This window comes from Vreelandella arcis, assembly GCF_900103865.1.
GTDB classification, from domain to species: Bacteria; Pseudomonadota; Gammaproteobacteria; order Pseudomonadales; family Halomonadaceae; genus Vreelandella; species Vreelandella arcis.
The window spans coordinates 158382-180201 of record NZ_FNII01000008.1; the positions used below are offsets into that span (position 1 = coordinate 158382).

At 58.9% G+C, this 21820-nt stretch carries 17 protein-coding genes; 13 read left to right on the forward strand and 4 right to left on the reverse strand.

Annotated elements, in window-relative coordinates:
- Positions 1-12 precede the first annotated feature (12 nt).
- Positions 13-3948 (reverse strand): phosphoribosylformylglycinamidine synthase, encoded by a 3936-nt coding sequence (gene purL / locus BLR97_RS11500; RefSeq protein WP_089706593.1) that lies wholly within the window; start codon positions 3946-3948, stop codon positions 13-15.
- A gap of 184 nt (positions 3949-4132) precedes the next feature.
- On the opposite strand from purL, the gene mltF reads away from it, so the two are divergent.
- Positions 4133-5596 (forward strand): membrane-bound lytic murein transglycosylase MltF, encoded by a 1464-nt coding sequence (gene mltF, locus BLR97_RS11505; protein ID WP_089706596.1) that lies wholly within the window; start codon positions 4133-4135, stop codon positions 5594-5596.
- Between the two features lie 12 nt (positions 5597-5608).
- Positions 5609-7567: a GGDEF domain-containing protein gene (locus tag BLR97_RS11510; RefSeq protein WP_089706599.1), complete on the forward strand. Its 1959-nt coding sequence runs from the start codon at positions 5609-5611 to the stop codon at positions 7565-7567.
- 1 nt (position 7568) lies between these two features.
- On the opposite strand, the gene tadA is transcribed toward BLR97_RS11510, so the two are convergent.
- Positions 7569-8036 carry a tRNA adenosine(34) deaminase TadA gene (gene tadA, locus BLR97_RS11515; protein ID WP_211605125.1) on the reverse strand — a complete coding sequence of 156 codons (468 nt, stop codon included), beginning with the start codon at positions 8034-8036 and terminating at the stop codon, positions 7569-7571.
- Between the two features lie 85 nt (positions 8037-8121).
- Here tadA and BLR97_RS11520 point away from each other — a divergent pair, with 85 nt between their 5' ends.
- Positions 8122-8943, forward strand: a complete 822-nt coding sequence (locus BLR97_RS11520; protein ID WP_089706602.1) for an acyl-CoA thioesterase — start codon at positions 8122-8124, stop codon at positions 8941-8943.
- 69 nt (positions 8944-9012) lie between these two features.
- Here BLR97_RS11520 and BLR97_RS11525 read toward each other — a convergent pair whose 3' ends face one another.
- Together BLR97_RS11525 and rpmE are read right to left on the reverse strand one after the other, a co-directional pair.
- Entirely contained in the window at positions 9013-10284 is a 1272-nt protein-coding gene (locus tag BLR97_RS11525) for a malic enzyme-like NAD(P)-binding protein (protein ID WP_089706605.1), read from the reverse strand.
- Positions 10285-10656: 372 nt separating this feature from the next.
- A complete protein-coding gene (gene rpmE, locus BLR97_RS11535) occupies positions 10657-10872 on the reverse strand; it encodes a 50S ribosomal protein L31 (protein ID WP_089706610.1) in 216 nt (71 codons plus the stop codon).
- A 144-nt stretch (positions 10873-11016) separates the two neighbouring features.
- Here rpmE and BLR97_RS11540 point away from each other — a divergent pair, with 144 nt between their 5' ends.
- From BLR97_RS11540 to BLR97_RS11585, 10 genes are all read left to right on the forward strand, one after another.
- A complete protein-coding gene (locus tag BLR97_RS11540; protein WP_089706613.1) occupies positions 11017-13239 on the forward strand; it encodes a primosomal protein N' in 2223 nt (740 codons plus the stop codon).
- Between the two features lie 107 nt (positions 13240-13346).
- Complete coding sequence (argS, locus tag BLR97_RS11545; protein WP_089706616.1) at positions 13347-15032, forward strand: arginine--tRNA ligase; 1686 nt, start codon at positions 13347-13349, stop codon at positions 15030-15032.
- A gap of 3 nt (positions 15033-15035) precedes the next feature.
- A complete protein-coding gene (locus BLR97_RS11550; RefSeq protein WP_089706621.1) occupies positions 15036-15761 on the forward strand; it encodes an SPOR domain-containing protein in 726 nt (241 codons plus the stop codon).
- Positions 15762-15931: 170 nt separating this feature from the next.
- Entirely contained in the window at positions 15932-16465 is a 534-nt protein-coding gene (gene hslV, locus BLR97_RS11555) for an ATP-dependent protease subunit HslV (protein ID WP_089706624.1), read from the forward strand.
- Positions 16466-16477: 12 nt separating this feature from the next.
- The gene (hslU, locus tag BLR97_RS11560; protein ID WP_089706627.1) at positions 16478-17800 is read left to right on the forward strand and encodes an ATP-dependent protease ATPase subunit HslU; all 1323 of its coding nucleotides are present in this window, start codon (positions 16478-16480) and stop codon (positions 17798-17800) included.
- Positions 17801-17878: 78 nt separating this feature from the next.
- Complete coding sequence (locus tag BLR97_RS11565; RefSeq protein WP_089706629.1) at positions 17879-18262, forward strand: gamma-butyrobetaine hydroxylase family protein; 384 nt, start codon at positions 17879-17881, stop codon at positions 18260-18262.
- 122 nt (positions 18263-18384) lie between these two features.
- Positions 18385-19140: a bifunctional demethylmenaquinone methyltransferase/2-methoxy-6-polyprenyl-1,4-benzoquinol methylase UbiE gene (gene ubiE, locus BLR97_RS11570; protein ID WP_089706633.1), complete on the forward strand. Its 756-nt coding sequence runs from the start codon at positions 18385-18387 to the stop codon at positions 19138-19140.
- 22 nt (positions 19141-19162) lie between these two features.
- On the forward strand, positions 19163-19801 hold the full coding sequence (locus tag BLR97_RS11575; RefSeq protein WP_089706636.1) for a ubiquinone biosynthesis accessory factor UbiJ: 639 nt from the start codon (positions 19163-19165) through the stop codon (positions 19799-19801).
- Complete coding sequence (ubiB, locus tag BLR97_RS11580) at positions 19798-21420, forward strand: ubiquinone biosynthesis regulatory protein kinase UbiB (protein ID WP_089706639.1); 1623 nt, start codon at positions 19798-19800, stop codon at positions 21418-21420. Before BLR97_RS11575 ends, ubiB begins: the two co-directional genes overlap by 4 nt.
- Before the next feature lie 21 nt (positions 21421-21441).
- Positions 21442-21804 carry a phosphoribosyl-ATP diphosphatase gene (locus BLR97_RS11585; RefSeq protein ID WP_089706642.1) on the forward strand — a complete coding sequence of 121 codons (363 nt, stop codon included), beginning with the start codon at positions 21442-21444 and terminating at the stop codon, positions 21802-21804.
- Positions 21805-21820: the final 16 nt, after the last annotated feature.

Here is a 21820-nt window from a genome sequence, read left to right on the forward strand (position 1 = left end):
CCGTCGCAAGCGCTACTTCAACCAAGCACGCGCGTTGCGGAATAGACGCAGCCAGGCGCCATCCTCAGTCCATTCGCTGGGGCGCCAGGAGTTGGTCACTGCCCGCGCCACACGCTCGGGGTGAGGCATCATAATCGTGGCGCGCCCATCGGTTGAGGTGAGCCCGGTGATCCCGGAAGGTGATCCATTGGGGTTAGCCGGGTAACGGGTGGTTACCTGACCGTAATTATCCACGAAACGCATTGCCACTTGGCTGCTCGACTGCATGCGCCGCAGGTGGGCACTGTCGCGGAACGCCGCCTGCCCCTCACCATGAGCCACCGCAATAGGCAACTGCGAGCCTTCCATACCGGCCAGCAGGATGGAGGGGCTTTTTTCAACCCGCACCATGGAAAGACGCGCCTCAAACTGCTCGGATTCATTACGCACAAAGGCGGGCCAGTCTTCCGCGCCCGGGATTAACGTTTTAAGCTGCGAGAGCATTTGGCAACCGTTGCACACACCAAGCGAAAAGCTATCGTCACGGTTAAAGAACCCGGCGAACTGGTCACGAGCGCGCTCGTTGAACAGCACTGATTTTGCCCAGCCGCCGCCCGCGCCTAACACGTCGCCGTAAGAGAACCCGCCGCAGGCCACCATGCCTTTGAATTCATCGAGCGACACCCTGCCTTGCAAAATATCGCTCATATGCACATCTACGGCATCAAAGCCCGCTTTGTCGAACGCCCAGGCCATTTCGACCTGGCCATTGACGCCCTGCTCGCGGAGCACGGCCACGGCCGGTTTGGTAGTGTTGATAAACGGCGCGCTGATATCGTCGTTGATATCAAAGGTCGGCGACGCGGACAGCCCCGGGTCGCGAACGTCGAGCAAATTATCGAATTCGTTTTTCGCGCACTCGGGGTTATCGCGCAGCGCCTGCATGCGGTAGCTGGTTTCGGACCAGGTACGCTGCGTGAGCTGACGCGTGGTTTCGAGCAGCGGCTCTTCGAATAGCGTGACGCGCACTTGATCATCGTAACGCGGGCGCGCAATAACCCCGCAGGTTTCGATGCCGGCCACGGCGAACTGGGTCAGCACCTCTTCGGTATCTTTACGGTTAACCTGGATCACCGCGCCCAATTCTTCCGAGAACAGCGCGCTAAACGCTTCCACGGGTTCGTCGACCAACCAGTCGAGCTTGATCTCGAGCCCGGCGTGGGCGGCAAAGGCCATTTCCAGCAGGGTGACCAGCAGGCCACCATCGCTGCGATCATGGTAAGCCAGCAGCTTGCCATCGCGGTTGAGCCCCTGGATGACTTCAAAAAACGCCTTGATGTCCTCGGCGTCATCCACGTCCGGGCATTCGTTGCCTACCTGTCCGTACACCTGGGCCAAGGCCGAGCCACCTATACGGTTCTGGCCATTACCCAGGTCGATCAAAATAAGATCGGACTCGTCCTGCTCAAGATTGATCTGAGGTGTCAGCGTCGCCAAGGCATCGGTTACCGGGGCGAACCCAGTGACCACCAGCGACAGCGGCGAAGTAATGCTCTTGTCTTCCGTCTCGCCCTGGGGGTTCTCGTCTTGCCAGGCCGTGCGCATCGACATCGAGTCTTTGCCTACCGGAATGGCAATGCCCAGCGCCGGGCACAGCTCCATGCCCACGGCGTGAACGGCATCAAAAAGCGCTTGGTTTTCACCCGGATGGTCAGCAGCACTCATCCAGTTGGCCGAGAGCTTGATATCGCCAAGCTTGGCGATCGGCGCCGCAGCCAAGTTGGTGATGGCTTCAGCCACGGCCAACCGAGCACTAGCGGCAGGGTCAATCAAGGCCACTGGTGGGCGCTCGCCCATGGCCATCGCCTCACCCGCGTGGGTATCAAAGCTGGCAGTGGTCACCGCCACGTCGGCCACTGGCACCTGCCAAGGCCCCACCATCTGGTCGCGGGCGACTTGCCCGGTAATCGAACGGTCGCCGATGGTAATCAAGAAGCTTTTAGACGCCACCGTGGGCAGGCGCAATATACGGTCGAGCGCTTCGCGCAGGTCGAGATTATCCAGCATCACACCCGACAAAGCGGGCGTTCGGCGGTTAAATTCACGCTGCATTTTGGGCGGCTTGCCAAACAACACGCTCATCGGCAGGTCAACCGGCTTGGTCTCAAAATGGCCGTCGCGGACTTCCAGATGGTGCTGCTCAAGGGCCTCGCCAACGACCGCAAAAGGGCACCGTTCACGGGCACATAGCGCTTCAAAGGTGGCAAGGTCTTCGGCGGCCACCGCCAGCACGTAACGCTCTTGGGCTTCGTTGCACCAGATTTCCAGCGGGCTCATGCCCGGCTCGGCATTAGGCACGGTGCGCAGATCAAACAGCCCACCGCGACCGCCGTCTTTGACCAGCTCCGGCAGCGCATTGGACAGCCCACCGGCCCCAACGTCGTGGACAAAGCGGAGAGGGTTATGGTCGCCAAGCGCCCAGCAACGGTCGATGACTTCTTGTGCGCGGCGTTCCATTTCCGGGTTTTCCCGCTGCACGGAGGCGAAATCCAAATCCGCACTGGAAGCACCGGACGCCATGCTGGATGCCGCCCCGCCGCCCAGGCCAATGAGCATTGCCGGGCCGCCCATGACGATGAGCTTGCCCCCCACCGGAATGTCGCCTTTTTGCACGTGTTGAGCGCGAATATTACCGTAGCCGCCGGCAATCATAATCGGCTTGTGAAAGCCGCGCCGCTCGATGCCCTCTTCGCTGAGCACGTCCTGCTCGTAGGTGCGAAAGTAGCCGGTCAGGTTGGGCCGGCCAAATTCATTGTTAAACGCCGCACCACCGATGGGGCCATCAAGCATAATCGCAAGTGCCGACTGCATGCGCTCGGGCTTGCCGTAATCGAAGGCCTCCCAGGGCTGAACAAACTCAGGAATACGCAGGTTAGAAACACTAAAGCCGGACAGACCCGCCTTGGGTTTGCCGCCGATGCCGGTGGCCCCTTCATCGCGAATTTCACCGCCTGCCCCGGTCGCCGCCCCCGGGAAAGGCGCAATGGCGGTCGGGTGGTTATGGGTTTCCACCTTCATCAGGATGTGAATCGGTTCCTGATGCGTATCGTACAGCGCGCGTTCATCTTCCGCGCCGGTCAGTGGCGTGGCAAAGAAACGCCCCGCCTGACTGCCTTTGATCACCGCGGCGTTATCGCTGTAGGCAGACAGAACATTATCCGGCGCGGTGGCAAAGGTGTTTTTGATCATTTTGAACAGCGAATGGCTTTGTTGCTCTCCATCGATCCGCCAGTCGGCGTTAAAAATCTTATGCCGGCAGTGTTCGGAATTCGCCTGGGCGAACATCATTAGCTCAACGTCGCTGGGGTTTCTATCCAGCTCGTTAAACGCCTCCACGAGATAGTCAATCTCGTCATCTGCAAGCGCCAGCCCCAGCTCGCGGTTTGCAGTCGCCAGCGCATCGCGCCCACCCGTGAGAATATCCACGCTACCCAGCGGGGCCGGGTCGTGACGGGCGAACAGCGCAGCGACCTGGTCGGCGTCAGTCAGCACGGTTTCAGTCATGCGGTCGTGAAGGCAGGCAGTCACGGCGTTAAGCGCGTCTTCGTCGGGCGGCGAGCTAAACGCAATGCGGTAATCCATACCGCGTTCGATCCGTGAAATGCCCGTCACGCCACAATTGTGGGCGATATCCGTGGCTTTAGATGACCAGGGGGACTGAGTGCCGATTCGCGGCACCACCAAAAAACGCTGTGCGCCCTTGGGTGGTTCAACCGCCGCCTCGTGGCCGTAATCCAACAGCTGCGCCAACCGCTCCCGGGTGGCCGCGTCTAACGCCTCGTGGTGGTCAATAAAGTGGACGTAATCAACGGATAACGCCTCGACCTCGGGAACACGTTCACGCAGCACCGCTAATAGCCGAGCATGACGGAAGGCAGAAAGGGCGGGCGCGCCTCGCAGTTCGAGCATATCCAGAAGCCTCTAGAGCAGGAAGAATTCGAGCAGGGAAATCACCAGGCCGCAGTGCGGCCCTCTTTTACGACACTGATTAGGCCCTATGATACTGGAAAGCGTCGGTCACACGAAATCTACAAGGTGACAGCCTGGGAACGGCTGGGTATCGTGGCAGCTTTCTCCATGACCAAAAGACGCCATGCTGACGTTGATTTGCCGACATTTTATCGCCCAATCGAGCTATTACTTTGCGCTCATCGCCATCGCGTTGTTAGTGATGATGCCGACCTTTTCGTTTGTGCCGGAAGGCGAACACCTAGCGCAGATTCGCCAGCGTGATTTCATTACCATTCATACCCGCAACACACCCACCACCTATTACCAAGGCCGCCACGGACCCACGGGATTTGAGTATGAACTGATGCGCCGGTTTGCCGACAGCCTGGGGGTCAGCCTCAACCTGAACGCCGACCACCACCCGGAAAGCGTGCTCCCGGCCGTGCGCGAAGAGGGCGACTTAGGCGCCGCGGCGCTACCGCTACTCACCGATACACCCGGCATTCACTTCACTCGCCCCATTATCCAAATGCAACCCTTGGTGGTTTACCGTCGCGGCCTTAACGGCATCGCTACGCCAAGCGACCTGGTGGGGCTCTCATTGGGCACCCTAAGCGGCGCGGGCACCAGTAATGCCTTGCGCACCCTGCAGCGCGATCACCCTGAACTGAGCTGGAACGAATCCCACGAACTGGAGGTCGCCGAACTGCTTGCCCAAGTCGAAGATGGGCCGCTCGACGCGGCAGTGATTTTCGACCACCAGTTCCGCATCAACCGACTGTTTTTCCCCAACGTGGAACGCGGCTTTACGCTAGGCGACCCCCTCTCAATGGCCTGGGCAGTGCCCAGCGGGCGAGGGCTAGGGTTGCTTAACGCGGCAAATAGCTTTCTGGAAGATCTACAGCAAACCGGCATCCTTGATCAGCTGGTCGAGCGCTATTTCGGCCACGACGATTACCTTGAGTATGTCGGCACCCGCACCTTTCTCACCCACCTGGATGCCCGTTTGCCTCGCTTTACTGACGAGTTCAAACAAGCCGCCAAAACAACCGGTTTTGACTGGAAGCTGCTCGCGGCGGTTGGCTACCAGGAGTCCCATTTGGATCCCGACGCAGTGTCCCCCACCGGCGTACGCGGGCTAATGATGCTCACCCGTCCTACCGCCAAAGAAATGGGCATTGAAAACCGCCGGGATCCTGCCCAAAGCATCGACGGCGGATCACGCTACCTGCGCAGCGTCATGGATCGCTTACCCGACGAAATTACCGGCGACGACCGTCTGTATATGGCGATGGCCGCCTACAACGTCGGATTAGGACACCTATATGACGCCCGCGATATCGCCGAGATGCGCGGCGGCAATCCCAACCTCTGGGCCGATGTGCGCGAGGCTCTCCCCCTCTTACAACAGCGCGAATGGCACAGCAAAACCCGCCATGGCTACGCCCGCGGCGGCGAACCGGTCATCTACGTCCGCAACATTCGCCGCTATTACGAGATGATCGAGTACGTTGAGCGCAGCCGCCAGCAGTTTTTCCAGTTAGAACAAACGCCTGTCAACGCAAATCCGCTGTTAATGTTTGAACCTGTACCGCCGCTTGATTAAATCGAGACCGCAATGCCCCAATGGCTTTTCCCACGCACAGCACTTAGCTTAACCGTCGTCGCCTTAGCAAGTGCGACGGGGTTGCTATTGGTGTCGCCCAGCGTCACCTGTTTGGCGTTGGGGCTATTGAGTCTCGCGCAGTTGGCCGCCATGCGCAGCGCATGGCGGGTGGCGTGCTTGATCGCCGCTGCCACTCTGGGCTTACTCACCCCAGGAATGATGAGCTACCTGCTGCCAGAGGCCTGGGTTGCCACGACCACTTGGCAATCGCTAGCCGCGCGTATTTTGCCGGGCGCGACAATTGAAACCCTTAGGGCACCGTTACTCGCCACAGTGTCGCTCCAGCTAACCGCCCTGGCGCTCATACTCCGCTCACGGGCACGGCTCGGGGCTCCGCTGCTGATCATTGCGGCCACTTTGCTGATCGGTTTGCAAGCCATAGAACCGGCGCTGCATCCCGACTTTATACCCTTACTTCACTACGCCACGGTTTGGCCGGCGCTGCTCGTCCATGCAGTCTTACTGCTGGCTCACGTCGTTTATGCCCTCCCTTATTGGCGCGGCAAACAGTATTTGACCACCGCCTTATGGTTGCCCCTTGGCTTAGTCATCGTATCGCTACTGCTTTGGCAACAGTCACACCTTCAGGCCGAACGCACGCTCCATCAACGCGCTGAAGCCCGCGTTCAAAGTGTGATGACCCAGCTCAACCGTGAACTTACCGATCATCTTGACGCGATGCGCCGCTTTACGCGCTCATGGGCACTACAGACTGCCCCACCTGACTACCGGCAATGGGCGCATCAAGCGGAGGGCTACCAACGCGATTTTGACTACTTGATTAATATTGCCTTCATCACGCCCGACAGCGGCATTCGCCAGGTTTACCCCGCCACACCAGATAATTTAAGTCTCTTAGGGCTACGCCTGTTCGATGTTCAGCCGGCAGGCCGTCGCGCGCTTGAACCGGCACTGCGCGATAACCGAGAAGGCAGCACCGACATCATCGAACTACTGCAGGGCGAGCGCGGCATGATTCACTATCTTCCCGTCATGAACGCGCAACAGACCCATATAGGCGCAACGGCGATAGCGTTGAGCTTTCCGTTGCTCGCCGACACCCTATTCAAACCGCTACCCAAGGCGGAAGGCTTAATCCAATGGCACGCCAACGGCCAAATACTCGCCCAACATGGCGATGCTACTCGCCCCGGCCCATGGACTTACCACCATCGCATTGCGCTCGGCGATAAAAGGCTGACGCTTTCCGACCAACCGCGTCGCGACCACTTATTAAGTCAACTGCCCAGGCTGCCGACGATCAGCTTGGTGCTGGGGCTGGCATTCGCGTATTTGGTCTACTTGGTGATATACACCCTCAAACAGCTGGGCCACCATCACCGCGCCATGCAGCACAGCAACCAGTCACTACAGCAAGAAATACGCACCCGCAGCGAACTGCAGCGCGAGGTCGAGTGGCTGGCGCGCCACGACGAATTAACCGGCGTCGCCAATCGCCGCTATTTTCTTGATCATGTCAGCGAGCACCAAGACAAACGACCGCTCAGCTTGGCATTGTTTGATATTGACCATTTCAAGCGCGTGAACGACCAGTTGGGGCACCTCGTGGGCGACGACTACCTGAAACGCACGGCTTGGTTAGGAGAGAAGCTGATTGGGCAGCACGGCGGCATTTTTGCACGCTACGGCGGCGAAGAGTTTGTTGCCTGGCTGCCCGGCCTCGACGTCGAGGCCGCACAACGCGTGGCTGATACGCTGCGTTTGCAGCTGGCCGACGCTCACCTGCCCCATGCCGACGGCAACCCCATCACCCTAAGCGCTGGCGTGGTAAGCGTTAACGATCCGCAGCCGGTCGATATGACGCGCATGATGCAAACCGCCGATGAAGCGCTTTATTACGCCAAACGCGCTGGCCGGAACCGTGTCGTTCCCGGTCGCCTCGGCGGCTAACTCACCTCTCAGCGTCAACGCGCCTGGCAGCAAAAAACGCTTTTAAACATTTTTTGGCCGGTACCGCCAGGATACCGCCCTGCACCTCAATGGCATGATTGAACCATGGCTGCGCCAGTAGGTTAGCTTTTGATTCGATCATCCCCGTGCGCGGCTCGGCGGCCCCGTATACCAAGCGTCTGAGCCGTGCGTGAACCATCGCCCCGGCGCACATCATACAAGGCTCCAAGGTGACAAATAGCGTGCAACCGGCTAAGCGATAATTGCCCTGGTACTGGGCGGCGGCGCGAAGGGCAAGAATTTCCGCATGGCCGCTGGGGTCGCAGTTGACAACGGGTGCATTGCCCGCCTCACCGATAATCCGGCCCTCGGCGTCGACCACCACAGCCCCCACCGGCACTTCGCCCATATCAGCCGCTAAGTGAGCTTGATCAAGCGCCCGGTGCATATAAAATTCATCGCTGCGAATCACGGCAAACTCCGCTAAGGTAGCTAAACGATCGTATGAACGGTGCCCTAAGCGCCGCTGAATTAGACACTACAGGATACCGAGAATGGCAGACGCGCTGAATACGCTGGTCAATTTACTGGAGCTAGAAACCCTGGAAGACACACTCTTTCGAGGCCAAAGCCAAGACTTAGGCTTCCCTCAGCTCTACGGCGGGCAGGTATTGGGGCAGGCATTAGCCGCCGCAAGCCGCACCGTACCCGACGAGCGCCGCCCGCACTCTCAGCATGGCTACTTTCTTCGCCCCGGAGACCCTCACCGCCCGGTGGTCTACCAGGTCGACACGATTCGCGACGGCGGCAGCTTCACCACCCGCCGGGTCACGGCGATTCAAAAAGGCCGCCCCATCTTTTTCTGTAGCGCTTCTTTTCAGAGTCACGAAACCAGTTTCAGCCACCAGCGTGCGATGCCCGACGTCCCAAGCCCGGAAGCACTGATAGAAAGCGGGGATGTTAAACACGCACGTTTTCCCGGCCACCCTATCGAATTTCTGCACCTCAAGGGCAATCCCGATCAAGCAATACCCACCGGTCAGTGCCTGTGGTTTCGCTTAGCGGGCAGCCTGCCCAACGACGCAGCACTCCACCGTCATTTGCTGTCTTACGCATCCGATTTTAATTTACTGACCACCAGCCTAGTGCCCCATGGCATCCGCTACACCGACCCGCAGTTGCGCATTGCCAGCCTCGATCACACGCTTTGGCTGCACGAAGACACACGACTGGATGACTGGCTGCTTTACGTCATCGACTCGCCCTGGGCGGGCGGTGCGCGCGGCTTGGCGCGGGGGCATATTTACCAACGCGATGGCCGCCTGGTGGCATCGACTGCTCAAGAAGGTCTAACGCGCTACCAAAGCGCCGACTAAGTCACAAACAAACGCCCGCTTTTAAGCGGGCGCTGCTATGCAAGGCATCAATACAGGGATGACAGTGACTTATTCTCCGTAAACGTCATCAATGGTGCCGAGCGGGTAATGCGCCGGGTACGGCTTACGCGCCACACCTGAGTCGACCGCTGCCTGGGCCACCGCTGAGGAAATACGCGCCAGCAGCCGCACATCAACAGGTGTGGGGATAATATACTCGCGCCCAAACTGCATGTCGGTGCGCTCGTAGGCATCCAGAACTTCCTGAGGCACCGGCTCGCGGGCCAAGTCTTTCAGGGCATGAACCGCCGCCAGCTTCATGGCTTCATTGATGCGCGTTGCGCGTACGTCCAACGCCCCGCGGAAAATAAACGGAAAGCCTAAGACGTTATTCACCTGATTGGGGAAGTCCGAACGACCAGTGGCCATGATCACATCCGGGCGTGCTTCGCGGGCAACGTCGGGATGAATCTCGGGGTCAGGGTTGGTGCAGGCAAAAATCACCGGATCCGCCGCCATTTTCTGGATCTGCGCCGCCGACAACAACCCTGGACCAGACAACCCAATGAACACATCGGCCCCGTCGATGGCGTCGTCCAGGGTGCGCATGTCCGTGTCCCGGGCGAATTCCGCTTTATATTCGTTGATGCCCTCGCGGTCGCTATGGATAACCCCGCGACGATCCAGCATCACCAGGTTTTCTTTACGCGCCCCACAGGAAACCAGCAGGCGCATACAGGCGATAGCGGCAGCCCCAGCGCCCATGCAAACGATTTTCACGTCTTGGATGGCTTTCCCTGCAATATCCAGCGCATTGAGCATGCCGGCTGCGGTGACAATCGCCGTACCGTGCTGATCATCGTGAAAAACCGGAATACGACAGCGCTCAATCAGCGCTTTTTCAATTTCAAAACATTCCGGCGCTTTAATGTCTTCTAGGTTGATACCGCCCCAGGTATCGGCAATGCGTGCAACAGTATCGATAAACGCCTGCGGACTCTCTGCGTCCACCTCGATATCCACCGAATTAATCCCAGCAAAGCATTTAAACAATACCCCCTTGCCTTCCATCACCGGCTTGCTGGCTAGCGGCCCCAGGTTACCCAATCCCAGAATGGCACTGCCATCCGAAATGACGGCGACCAGATTTCCTTTACCGGTATAGCGGTACGCATTTTCGGCTTCACGGGCAATTTCACGAACCGGCTCCGCCACGCCAGGACTATACGCCAGCGCCAGATCCCGTGCCGTAGCAGTGGGTTTGGTCAACTCCACTGACAGCTTACCGGGGATCGGCCGAGCGTGGTAATCCAAAGCAGCCTGCTTATTTGCATCCGTCATGGTTAAGGGTCCAGTTGCATAAAAGGAAAGTAAGCGCCCTCAGAATATAGAAAAACCCCAGCACGCTCAAGCCAGCTGTAAACCTGCCAACAAAACGGCCGTTTAATCGACTTTTCCTTCAGTTTCGCCACATTTGAGCGATATTTAATGAAATTTACTCTCAATCACCTCAGGCGTAATGGCCACTTTCATGGATGCAGCGCAGCATTTTTGGAAATATTTTTCACCTTTATGTTTTTACGGCTCACCAGCAAAGCACCCTACCGACGCTGTTTATCGACAACGCGCTAGCCACCTATAAAAAAACCCACGCCGAAGCGTGGGTTTTTCGCAAGCACCTGGATGCTGGCGAGATGGCGAATCCGGACTGGATTAGCCGCGCTTGATGGCAGCGCCAAAACGCTTGTTGAAGCGCTCTACACGGCCACCCGTGGTCGCTTGCTTCTGCTTACCCGTATAGAAAGGGTGGCAGTTGGAGCACACGTCCAGAGAGAAGTCCTGACCCGAGGTAGAACCGACCTGGAATGTAGCACCGCAAGAACAACTGGCGTTGACCGTGTTGTAATTCGGATGGATACCTTGTTTCATCTTGAGCCTCATCAGCGGTATGCCGCCACCTGATCTCGTGCCAGGCACCGCATACGGGTTTAAAAAACGACTAACCGGTTAATCGCTCCATCGTTTAGATTTAGAGCGGCCGCATATTCTAGCAAAACTAATGCCGGAGGCCAATTGTCCGACGCTGTTTCTGCCCAGGTGCTGAAAATCGCCCTGCCGTCGCCGTTGCGACGCTTGTTTGACTACTTACCCAGCCGCCAGACGCCCCCTGGCGGCTGGCAGCCGGGTCTGCGCGTTCGCGTACCGTTTGGCCGTCGAGACGTTGTGGGGGTCATCGTCGAGCTGGCAGACCACAGCGACCTGCCGCGCTCCCAGTTGCGCAGTGTTCACGAGACACTAGACGATGGGCCACTGCCAGCCGATTGGTTCTGGCTTTGCCAGTTTACGGCGCGCTATTACCAGCACAGCCTCGGCGATACGCTGCACTTAGCAATGCCCGCAAGGCTCCGCCAAGGCCACCCTATGGCCGGCCGAACACAAACCCTCTGGCTTTCGTCAGGTGCGCCCGACGATGAACGCCTTAGCCGCGCCCCAAAGCAGGCCGAGCTACATGCATTACTGCGCCAGCACCCCCACGGGTTACCGGGCCGCGCAGTGAATGCCCATGGCTTTAGCCGCGACCAATTACTCGCCCTAGAGAAAAAGGGCCTCGCCCATGCGCAGGACATTACCCTCACCGCCCCCACGCCTCCCGGCGGCAGCCTACTGGCTAGCCCGGCACTGCCGCTTAACCGCGAACAGGCCACCGCGCTGGCCGCGCTGCACGAAAAGCTCGATGGCTATCACCCTTGCTTGCTAGAAGGCGTCACCGGCAGCGGTAAGACCGAAATTTACTTACAACTGATAGAGGCCGTAGCGGCCAAGGGCAAGCAGTCGCTGGTATTAGTGCCGGAAATTGGCCTCACCCCGCAGACGCTTGCGCGCTTTAAAAGCCGCTTTCGCGTGCCGGTTCTGGCGCTACACTCCGGACTCACCGACCCGGAGCGCCTGGACGTGTGGGAGGCCGCCGCCAGCGGGCGCGCACTGATCATCATCGGCACTCGTTCGGCGATTTTTACGCCGCTGGCCAACCCCGGCGCGATCATCGTCGATGAAGAGCACGACGGCTCCTATAAGCAGCAGGACGGCCTGCGTTACCACGCCCGCGACTTGGCCGTTGCCCGTGCCCACCACCATAAGATTCCTTTATTAATGGGCAGTGCCACGCCATCTCTGGAAAGTTTACAGCAGGCGCTGACTGGCACTTATCGGCATTTACGCTTAACCCAGCGCCCCAGCCGTCACCCGCCTGCCAAACTCGAACTGGTCGACATGCGTCACCAGCGCCGCCAGGGCGGGTTGTTACCAGCCGCCCTAACAGCCATCAAAAACACCCTGGCTGCCGGCAAGCAGGTACTTATTTTCATCAACCGGCGTGGCTTTGCGCCGACGCTTGCCTGCCATGCCTGCGGCTGGATAGCCGAGTGTGGCCAGTGTGATTCGCGCATGACACTGCATCGCCAGCCTCCGCTACTCGCCTGCCACCATTGCGATAGCCGTCGCGGCTTGCCGGACGCCTGCCCGGAATGCGGTAGTGGCGATTTGCGTGCGCTGGGCAGCGGCACCGAGCGCACCGAAGAAACCCTGCAAAGCCTGTTCCCCAAGACCACCGTGCAACGCATCGACCGCGACAGCACACGTCGCAAAGACAGCTTCGAGCAAATGCTTAAAGAGATTCAGCGAGGCGAACCTTGCCTATTGGTGGGGACACAAATGCTCGTCAAGGGGCACCACTTGCCCCATGTGACGTTGGTCGTGGTGGTCAACGCCGACGGCGGTCTTTACGCCGCCGACTTTCGCGCTCTGGAGCACAGCGCTCAACTGTTGGAGCAAGTGGCCGGACGAGCAGGCCGTGCGGCCCACCCCGGCCGCGTGCTGGTGCAAACCCTGCACCCCGACGACCCGCATCTCGGCCAACTCGCCGAACATGGCTACGGGGCACTCGCACGCAACTTACTCGAAGAGCGTCGCCTCGCCCAACTGCCCCCGTTTTGTTTTATGGCGCTGCTACGCATCGAAAGCCCCAAAGAAGATGCCGCGCTGGCCTTGGCCCAACAGGCCGCCCAGGCACTGCGCCAATGGCTAACCCATAGCAACACCCCAGCGCGCTGCCTAGGGCCGGCACCCGCGCCCATGGAACGACGCCAGAACCGTTACCACATGCAGGTCATGCTCGCCGCGGATAAGCGCAGCCAGCTCCACGCCGCTGCCAGTTGGCTAGTTCAATGGCTCGAGGCAAACCGCGATGCACGACGGGTTCGCTGGTCGATCGACATCGATCCGCAAAGCCTATCTTAGCCGCCTCCGCACACACGGCTTTGAAACTGCGCGCCAATTGCCGATAATAGCCGCCTTACTGGCACACCTCGTATAAATGCGCGCCACCGACGTAACCGGATACTTAAATGAAAGATACGATTATTTCCCTGCTCGACGGCGCGGTTTCCGCGCTCAAGCACCAAGGCGTGCTGCCCGCTGATTTACAGCCCACGATCAAGGTGGATCCTGCCAAAGATAAAGCCCACGGCGATTATGCGACCAACTTGGCATTGATGCTCGCCAAGCCGGCCGGTATGAAACCCCGTGAGCTGGCGGATGCGCTGGTCGCGGCGCTACCCGAAAGCGATGCCATCCAAAAGATCGACATTGCCGGCCCGGGCTTTATCAACTTTTTTGCGGCCTCCGACGCCGCTGCGCAAATTGTCGCCCAGGTGCTAGACAGCGGCGATACGTTTGGCCGCAGCCTGATCGGCAAGGGTGAAAAAGTGCAGGTGGAATTCGTCTCCGCCAACCCTACCGGCCCGCTTCACGTGGGTCACGGCCGAGGAGCAGCGATTGGCGACTGCCTATGCCGCCTGCTCGACGCCACGGGCTATGACGTGTCACGTGAGTTCTACTACAACGACGCCGGCGCGCAAATCGACAACCTGGCGCGCTCCGTGCAAGCCCGCGCCAAAGGGCTTGGCCCCGAAGATCCCAGTTGGCCGGAAGACGGCTATCGCGGTGAGTATATCGTCGATGTTGCCAACGACTATCTGGCAGGTAAAACGGTGAGCGCCGATGACCGCGAAGTCACCGCCAGCGCCGACCCCGACGATCTGGACGCCATCCAAGCCTTTGCCGTGGCCTGGCTACGCCGCGAGCAGGATATGGATCTTAAAGCCTTCGGTGTCGAGTTCGACGTCTACTTTCTCGAATCATCGCTCTACCAAGATGGCAAGGTAGACGCGACGGTTGAGAAACTCATCGCGGCAGGCCACACCTACGAAGAAGACGGCGCCATGTGGCTGCGTACGACCGATTTCGGCGACGATAAAGACCGCGTAATGCGCAAGCAGGAAGGCGGCTATACTTACTTTCTGCCCGACGTGGCATACCACCTAGACAAATGGCAGCGTGGCTTTACCACGGTGATTAACGAACAAGGGGCCGACCACCATTCAACAGTGACGCGGGTTCGTGCAGGCCTACAAGCGCTGGAAGTCGGCATTCCCAAGGGCTGGCCCGACTACGTGCTCCACCAAATGGTCATGGTGACCCGCTCAGGCGTCGAGGTAAAACTCTCCAAACGAGCGGGCAGTTATGTCACCGTGCGCGACCTGATCGACGAAGTCGGCCGCGATGCAACGCGCTTTTTCCTCGCTGCCCGGCGCGCCGACTCCCAGTTGACCTTTGATATCGACCTGGCCCGCTCCCAGTCCAATGACAACCCGGTGTACTACATCCAGTACGCTCACGCTCGGGTGTGCAGCATGTTGCGCAAAGCGGAAGCGGCCGGACAGACCTTCGATCACGACCTGGCGCTGGCTAACCTGGCGCTACTCGACAGCGACCAGGAGCGCGCCGTACTCAACCGTTTGGCCCGCTACCCCGAAGTGGTCGAAAACGCCGCCAACAACCGCGAGCCCCAACAGGTCGCTCAGTACTTGCTCGACTTGGCGGGCGACTTCCACACCTGCTACAACGCCGTCAAGGTAATGGTCGACGACACCACGTTGCGCAACACCCGTCTGGCGCTAGGCCTGGCCACCCGCCAGGTTTTGCGCAACGGCTTGGATTTGATGGGGGTCAGCGCCCCCGAGGAGATGTAAGCCATGGCCACCCCGCGTAAAAAGCCCACCCGCCGCGGTGCCACTAGCCAGCGCAAAGCCGCCCGTCGTTCGGGCGGTGGATTTCGGCTACCCGGCTGGCTCTGGGGGCTAGCGGGCGTTGCAGCGGGTTTCTTTCTTGCCCAGCATCAGCACGGCACAGCCCCCTGGCAGGATGCCCCAGACGAAACCGCCCAAGCGACATCAGGCTCAGCCACCGCCGAGCAACAAGAACGCCAAGCGGCACGCGAAACCGAAGCGTCGGAGGAGCCGTCCATGCCCACCTTCGAGTTTTATACCTTGCTGCCTGAAACCGAAGTGATCGCGCCTGGCGTGGCCCCCGACTCAACCGTTGAACGCCCTACCGCCGCCGATGCGGATGAAACCAGTCGCGCCGAGAGCAATACCGCTGACGACCCTATTGCCCAAGTCATCGCTGCCAATATGCGTCCGCAAGAGCAAGTCACCACCGCGCAGCAAACCACCCCCGACGATGAGGCGCGGTATATGCTGCAAGCGGCGTCGTTCCGTGAACTTGGCGACGCCGAGCAGCTACAGCAACGACTGCGCAATTTGAGCCTACTGGCTAAAATTAGTGAAATCCAAGCCAATGGCAGCACTTGGCACCGCGTGCAGGTCGGCCCCTATGAAGACACTCACGAACTAAATCGCGCCCAAGACTTGATGGGCACGCAAGGCATTGAACCGCTGCTTATTCAACTGCAGAACTAGCTGTTGCCAATCCAGGCGGTCAATTTTTAAAACGCTTTATTGAACGGCTTTATTTAGCGGGTGGTTGATTTTTTATCGACCGCCCGCATTTTGTTGTGAACTGCTTTCACAATGGTCACAACACGACCCGAATGTCATCGGGAGCACGCCTCCCCCAAGGAGTTACCTCCATGACCACCATCGTATCCGTGCGTCGCGGAAACCAAGTCGCCCTAGCGGGTGACGGCCAAGTCTCCCTTGGCAATACCGTCATGAAAGGCAATGCCAGCAAGGTGCGCCGCCTGTACCGTGGCAAGGTGCTCGCGGGCTTTGCCGGCGGCACCGCCGACGCCTTTACGCTATTTGAGCGTTTTGAAGCCCAGCTTGAAAAATACCAGGGTCACCTTACTAAAGCTGCCGTTGAGCTCGCCAAAGACTGGCGTACCGACCGGGCACTGCGCCGCCTAGAAGCGCTCCTCGCCGTAGCCGACCATAGCGCTTCGTTGATTATCACCGGCAATGGCGACGTCGTTGAGCCCGAGCGCGGCATTATCGCCATCGGCTCCGGCGGCAACTATGCCCAGGCGAGCGCCCGCGCGCTGCTCGAAAATACCGAGTTGGGCGCCCGTGAGATTACCGAGAAATCGCTCGACATTGCCGGTGACATCTGCGTGTTCACCAATCATCACATCACGCTTGAAGAGCTGAACATCAGCGAACGTTGAGGCCACTTTTTTATGACCCAGATGACACCCCGCGAAATCGTCCACGCCTTGGATCAGTACATTATTGGTCAACAAGATGCCAAACGCGCCGTGGCTATTGCGCTGCGTAACCGCTGGCGTCGGATGCAGCTGGACGACGATCTGCGCCCGGAGGTCACGCCTAAGAACATTTTGATGATCGGCCCTACCGGCGTGGGTAAAACCGAGATTGCCCGCCGCTTGGCCAAATTGGCCCGCGCGCCGTTCATTAAAGTCGAAGCCACCAAATTTACCGAAGTGGGTTATGTGGGCCGCGATGTTGAGTCGATCATTCGCGACTTGATGGAATCAGCGATCAAGATGGTTCGCGAACACGCTAAAGAAGAAGTCGGCCACCGGGCCGAGGACGCTGCCGAAGACCGCATTCTCGACGCCCTGCTGCCTCCACCCCGCGGCCAGGAAGACAAACCGCGCGAGGACAACGGCACGCGCCAAACCTTCCGCAAGAAACTCCGTGAAGGCCAGTTAGACGACAAAGAGATCGACATTGAAATTTCCGCCCAGGGCCAAGGCATCGACATCATGACGCCGCCGGGTATGGAAGAAATGACCAGCCAACTGCAGAACCTGTTTTCCAACATGGGCCAGCAGAAGCGTGAAACGCGCCGCGTTAAGGTCAAAGAAGCCTTCGGCCTGCTGCGCGATGAAGAAGCCAGCAAACTGGTCAACGAGGAAGAAATTAAAGCTCGCGCCGTGGAAGCCGTCGAACAGCACGGCATCGTTTTCCTCGACGAAATCGATAAAGTTGCCAAAGGCAGCGGCCAATCCAGCGGCGGCGAAGTCTCTCGCGAAGGCGTGCAACGCGATCTGCTCCCGTTGATTGAAGGCTCAACTGTGTCGACCAAATACGGCATGGTCAAAACCGACCATATCCTGTTTATCGCCTCGGGGGCTTTCCATCTATCGCGCCCATCGGATTTAATCCCCGAACTGCAGGGCCGCCTGCCTATCCGCGTCGAGCTGGACGCGCTGACCCCAGGCGACTTCAAGCGTATCCTGACCGAACCGTCTGCCTCGCTGACCAAACAATACCAAGCGCTGTTGGCCACCGAGGGGCTCGACGTTGATTTCACCCAGGACGGCATCGAACGTATCGCCGAAATTTCCTGGCAGGTTAACGAAGGCACCGAAAATATCGGCGCACGTCGGCTGCACACGGTCATGGAGCGCTTGTTGGAAGAAGCCTCGTTCAAAGGCGGTGACATGGAAAGCCCACTGCTGATCGACGCCGACTACGTAAATGCCCAACTGGGTGAGCTAGCCGTCGACGAAGATCTGTCGCGCTATATTCTGTAACGCATTGGCTCGGCAGGGATGCCGAGCTTAGGTGTGCCACACTTGGTCACCTATGCCCAGCCACATTTGAGGTGTGTTATGAATGCTCCCAAGCCCACCCGCGTTCACTACCACAAGTCGACCCGCGAACTAGAGCTGGCTTACGCTAGCGGTGAAAGTTACCGCCTGCCGGTGGAGCTTTTACGCGTTTATTCCCCGTCGGCCGAAGTACGCGGCCACGGCGGCGATACCGCCGTGCTTCAGGTCGGCAAAAAAGACGTGGGCCTGCAAAACATCACCCCAGCGGGCAACTACGCGCTTAAACTGCATTTTGATGACGGCCACGATAGCGGCCTGTTTAGCTGGAATTACCTCTATGATCTGGCCCAACATCAAGCGGCCTACTGGGAAAACTACCTGCAACGTCTAGACGAGGCCGGCGCGTCTCGCGAGCCTGCCAGCATCCAATTCAAACAGCTGTGACGTCGCGCCCCAGGGCAAACGCAGACAAGTCGGGGCAGACAAGGCTACAATGTCGTCAACTTTTTTAACGCGACGACCGCTTGGTCGACGACCACTGCCTCGAACTCGGGAGCTAGAGCCCCATGAGCCCCACCGATAAGCGCACGACCGATTTTGGTTATCAGGAAGTTCCTCTCGACGAAAAAGCCTCACGCGTGGCCGATGTTTTCCATTCGGTCGCCGCCCGTTACGACGTCATGAACGACCTCATGTCAATGGGCATCCACCGTGTATGGAAGCGTCTCACCATCGAGCGCGCCGGGGTTCGCCCTGGCCACCACGTACTCGATATCGCCGGCGGCACTGGCGACCTAACGCTTAAGTTTTCGCGTTTGGTCGGCCCCCGGGGCAAAGTGGTTCTGGCCGACATCAACGCCTCGATGCTCAATGTGGGCCGCGACAAACTGATGGACAGCGGCGTAGGCAGCAACGTTGAATATGTCCAGGCCAACGCCGAGTGCCTGCCGTTTCCCGATAACAGCTTTGACTGCATCACCATTGCGTTTGGATTGCGCAACGTCACCGACAAAGACGCTGCGCTACGCTCGATGGCCCGGGTGCTTAAACCCGGCGGACGTCTACTGGTGCTGGAATTTTCCAAACCCAACAACCCACTGTTATCGAAAGCCTACGACGAATACTCTTTCCGCCTTCTGCCGAAAATGGGCGAGCTGGTAGCGGGCGATGGCGAAAGCTACCGCTACTTGGCCGAGTCGATCCGTATGCACCCCGACCAAGACACGCTGAAAAGCATGATGGAGAGCGCCGGTCTTGAGCGGGTGGAATACACCAACCTCACCGGCGGTATCGTCGCGCTGCACCGCGGCATTAAACTATGACATCAACCACCATGAGGTCAGCATGCTGGTAACACCGACCTTATTGCTGGCCGGATGTGAACGCACCTTGAACGCCTTGCTCGCCCGCGATCCTGCGTCGCCTGGTCGGCTAGCCGCGTTGGCGGGTAGCCGCTTGTTAGTGCGTTTCGAGCAGCCCCACCTGGCACTGGTCATGCACTACCACGCCGCCGGCGTCGACTTACTCCGCGCCGACGGCCTAGACGACCAGCAGGCCGATGCAGTGGTAGAGCTAACCCCGGAAACGCTATCGGCTTGGATGAGCGGGGCGTCGGTAGAGCAACTGATGTTTGAAGGTAGGCTCGCCTTTCGTGGCCAAGTGCACTTGCTTGAGGCGACGCGCGCGTTGCTGCTTGACCTTGACCTCGACTGGGAAAATGAACTGGCGCGCTGGCTGGGGGACTATCCTGCCCACTCACTGGCCGAAGGCCTTCGGCGGGCGGCAGGCTGGGGCCTACGAACCAAAGACGAGCTCGTGAAGGACGTTTCGGACTACGTATTTGAAGAGGCCCGCCTGCTTCCCGGCCGCCAGCAACGCGACGTACTGCGTGACCAGCTAACCGCACTAGAAGTGGCGACTGATCGCCTGGAAGCTCGCTTTAAACGCCTTGATCGACGGCTTCGCGCGGAGGCGAACCAATGAGCCTGCGGCTTATTCGCATCAGTTGGATTATTGCCCGCCACCGCCTGGATACGCTGCTGCCGCTTGATCGGCTACCGTGGTGGCTGCGGTTTCTGCTGTGGTTTTCGCCGCTGCGCCTGATGCCCATTGGCCGGCGCTCACGGGCTGAGCGGTTACGTCTCGCCTTGGAAGCGCTCGGGCCTATTTTTATTAAATTCGGCCAGATGCTTTCCACGCGTCGCGACCTGCTGCCCGCCGACCTCGCCGATGAACTCAGGCGCCTACAAGATCAAGTCCCGCCCTTCCCTGGTGAGCACGCCGTTGCCCGGGTGGAAAAAGAGCTTGATATGCCGCTTAGCGAGGCATTCGCCTTTTTCGACCCGGCGCCCCTAGCATCGGCCTCAATTGCACAAGTGCATGTCGCCCGGTTGCATAGCGGTGAGGACGTGGTGGTCAAAATCATTCGCCCCGGCATCGACCGCATCATGCGTCAGGACATGGCTCTGATGTATCAGGTGGCCAAGCTGCTTAGCAAAGTGCCTGAGGCACGTCGCCTGCGCCCGGTAGAGGTGATCAGGGATTATGAGGCGACGCTCTTCGATGAGCTCGACCTGTATAAAGAAGCCGCCAACACCTCGCAGCTTAAGCGCAATTTCAAAGATTCCCCGCTACTGTTTGTGCCGACCATCTACTGGCCCTTTACCCGCCGCCACGTCATGGTCCAGGAACGCATTCGCGGCGTGCCTGTGGCTGACCTTGACACGCTTAAAGCCAACGGCACCAACCTTAAAAAGCTCGCCGAGCGCGGCGTGGAACTTTTCTTTACCCAGGTATTCCGCGACAATTTCTTCCATGCTGACATGCACCCTGGGAATATTTTCGTCAACTGCGACAACCCTGAAGACCCGCAATATATCGCCATTGACTGCGGGATTGTCGGCAGCCTAACGCGGGAGGATCAGGATTACCTGGCGCGCAACCTGCTGGCATTTTTTCATCAAGACTATTACGAAGTGGCGGCGCTGCACATTGAGTCAGGCTGGGTGGGTGAAAACACCCGGGCCAACGAGTTTGCCGCAGCGATACGTACCGTTTGCGAGCCAATCTTAGAAAAACCGTTGAAAGATATATCCTTTGGCCAGGTACTGCTGGGGCTGTTCCAAACCGCCCGGCGCTTTAATATGGAAGTTCAGCCCCAGCTGGTGTTGCTGCAAAAAACCCTACTGAATATAGAAGGATTGGGGCGACAGCTTTACCCAGACCTTGACCTGTGGAGCACGGCAAAACCCTATTTAGAGCAGTGGATGAAGGATCGCGCCGGCGTCGGCGGCTTGTGGCGGTCACTAAAACGCCAGGCACCGGAGCTTTCTCATCAGTTACCGGAGCTGCCGGTATTAGCGCACCAGGCACTTAATCGCATGGAGCACGAACACCGTCAGCGCCACCAGCAGGCTTCGGCTATCAGCGCCATGCGACGGCAAATGGCCCGACAAGGAAAACGCCAGCATCGCTTGCGGATTGGTTTGATCTTGCTGGGGCTCGCTCTGGCTTGGCAGCCACTCAGCCAATGGGCAAGCGGTCAAGAATGGCCGGTTCTCTTCGCTGCGGCCATCGGCTTATTGCTGTTAGCATGGCAATAGTTAAAGCACCTAAGGATCCCCATGGACACGACGCCTTCGACCCCCAATAATACGCCTGTGCTCGATGCGCTCGCCGAGGTATTACAACAGCGCCGCCACGCAGCGCCGGACGATTCGTATGTTGCCGCCTTGCATTACAAGGGATTGAACAAGATACTCGAAAAAGTCGGCGAGGAAGCCACCGAAACATTGCTTGCCGCTAAAGACGCCGAACACGGCGGTTTGGCCGAGCGACAGGCATTGGTCGCTGAAACAGCCGACCTGTGGTTTCATAGCTTGGTGATGCTGTCGCATCTGGACATGGATCACCGCGACGTACTAAACGAATTAGCGCGTCGCTTTGGCATGTCGGGCCACGACGAAAAAGCGGCGCGCGAACAATAACCCATTGGCTTTGCAA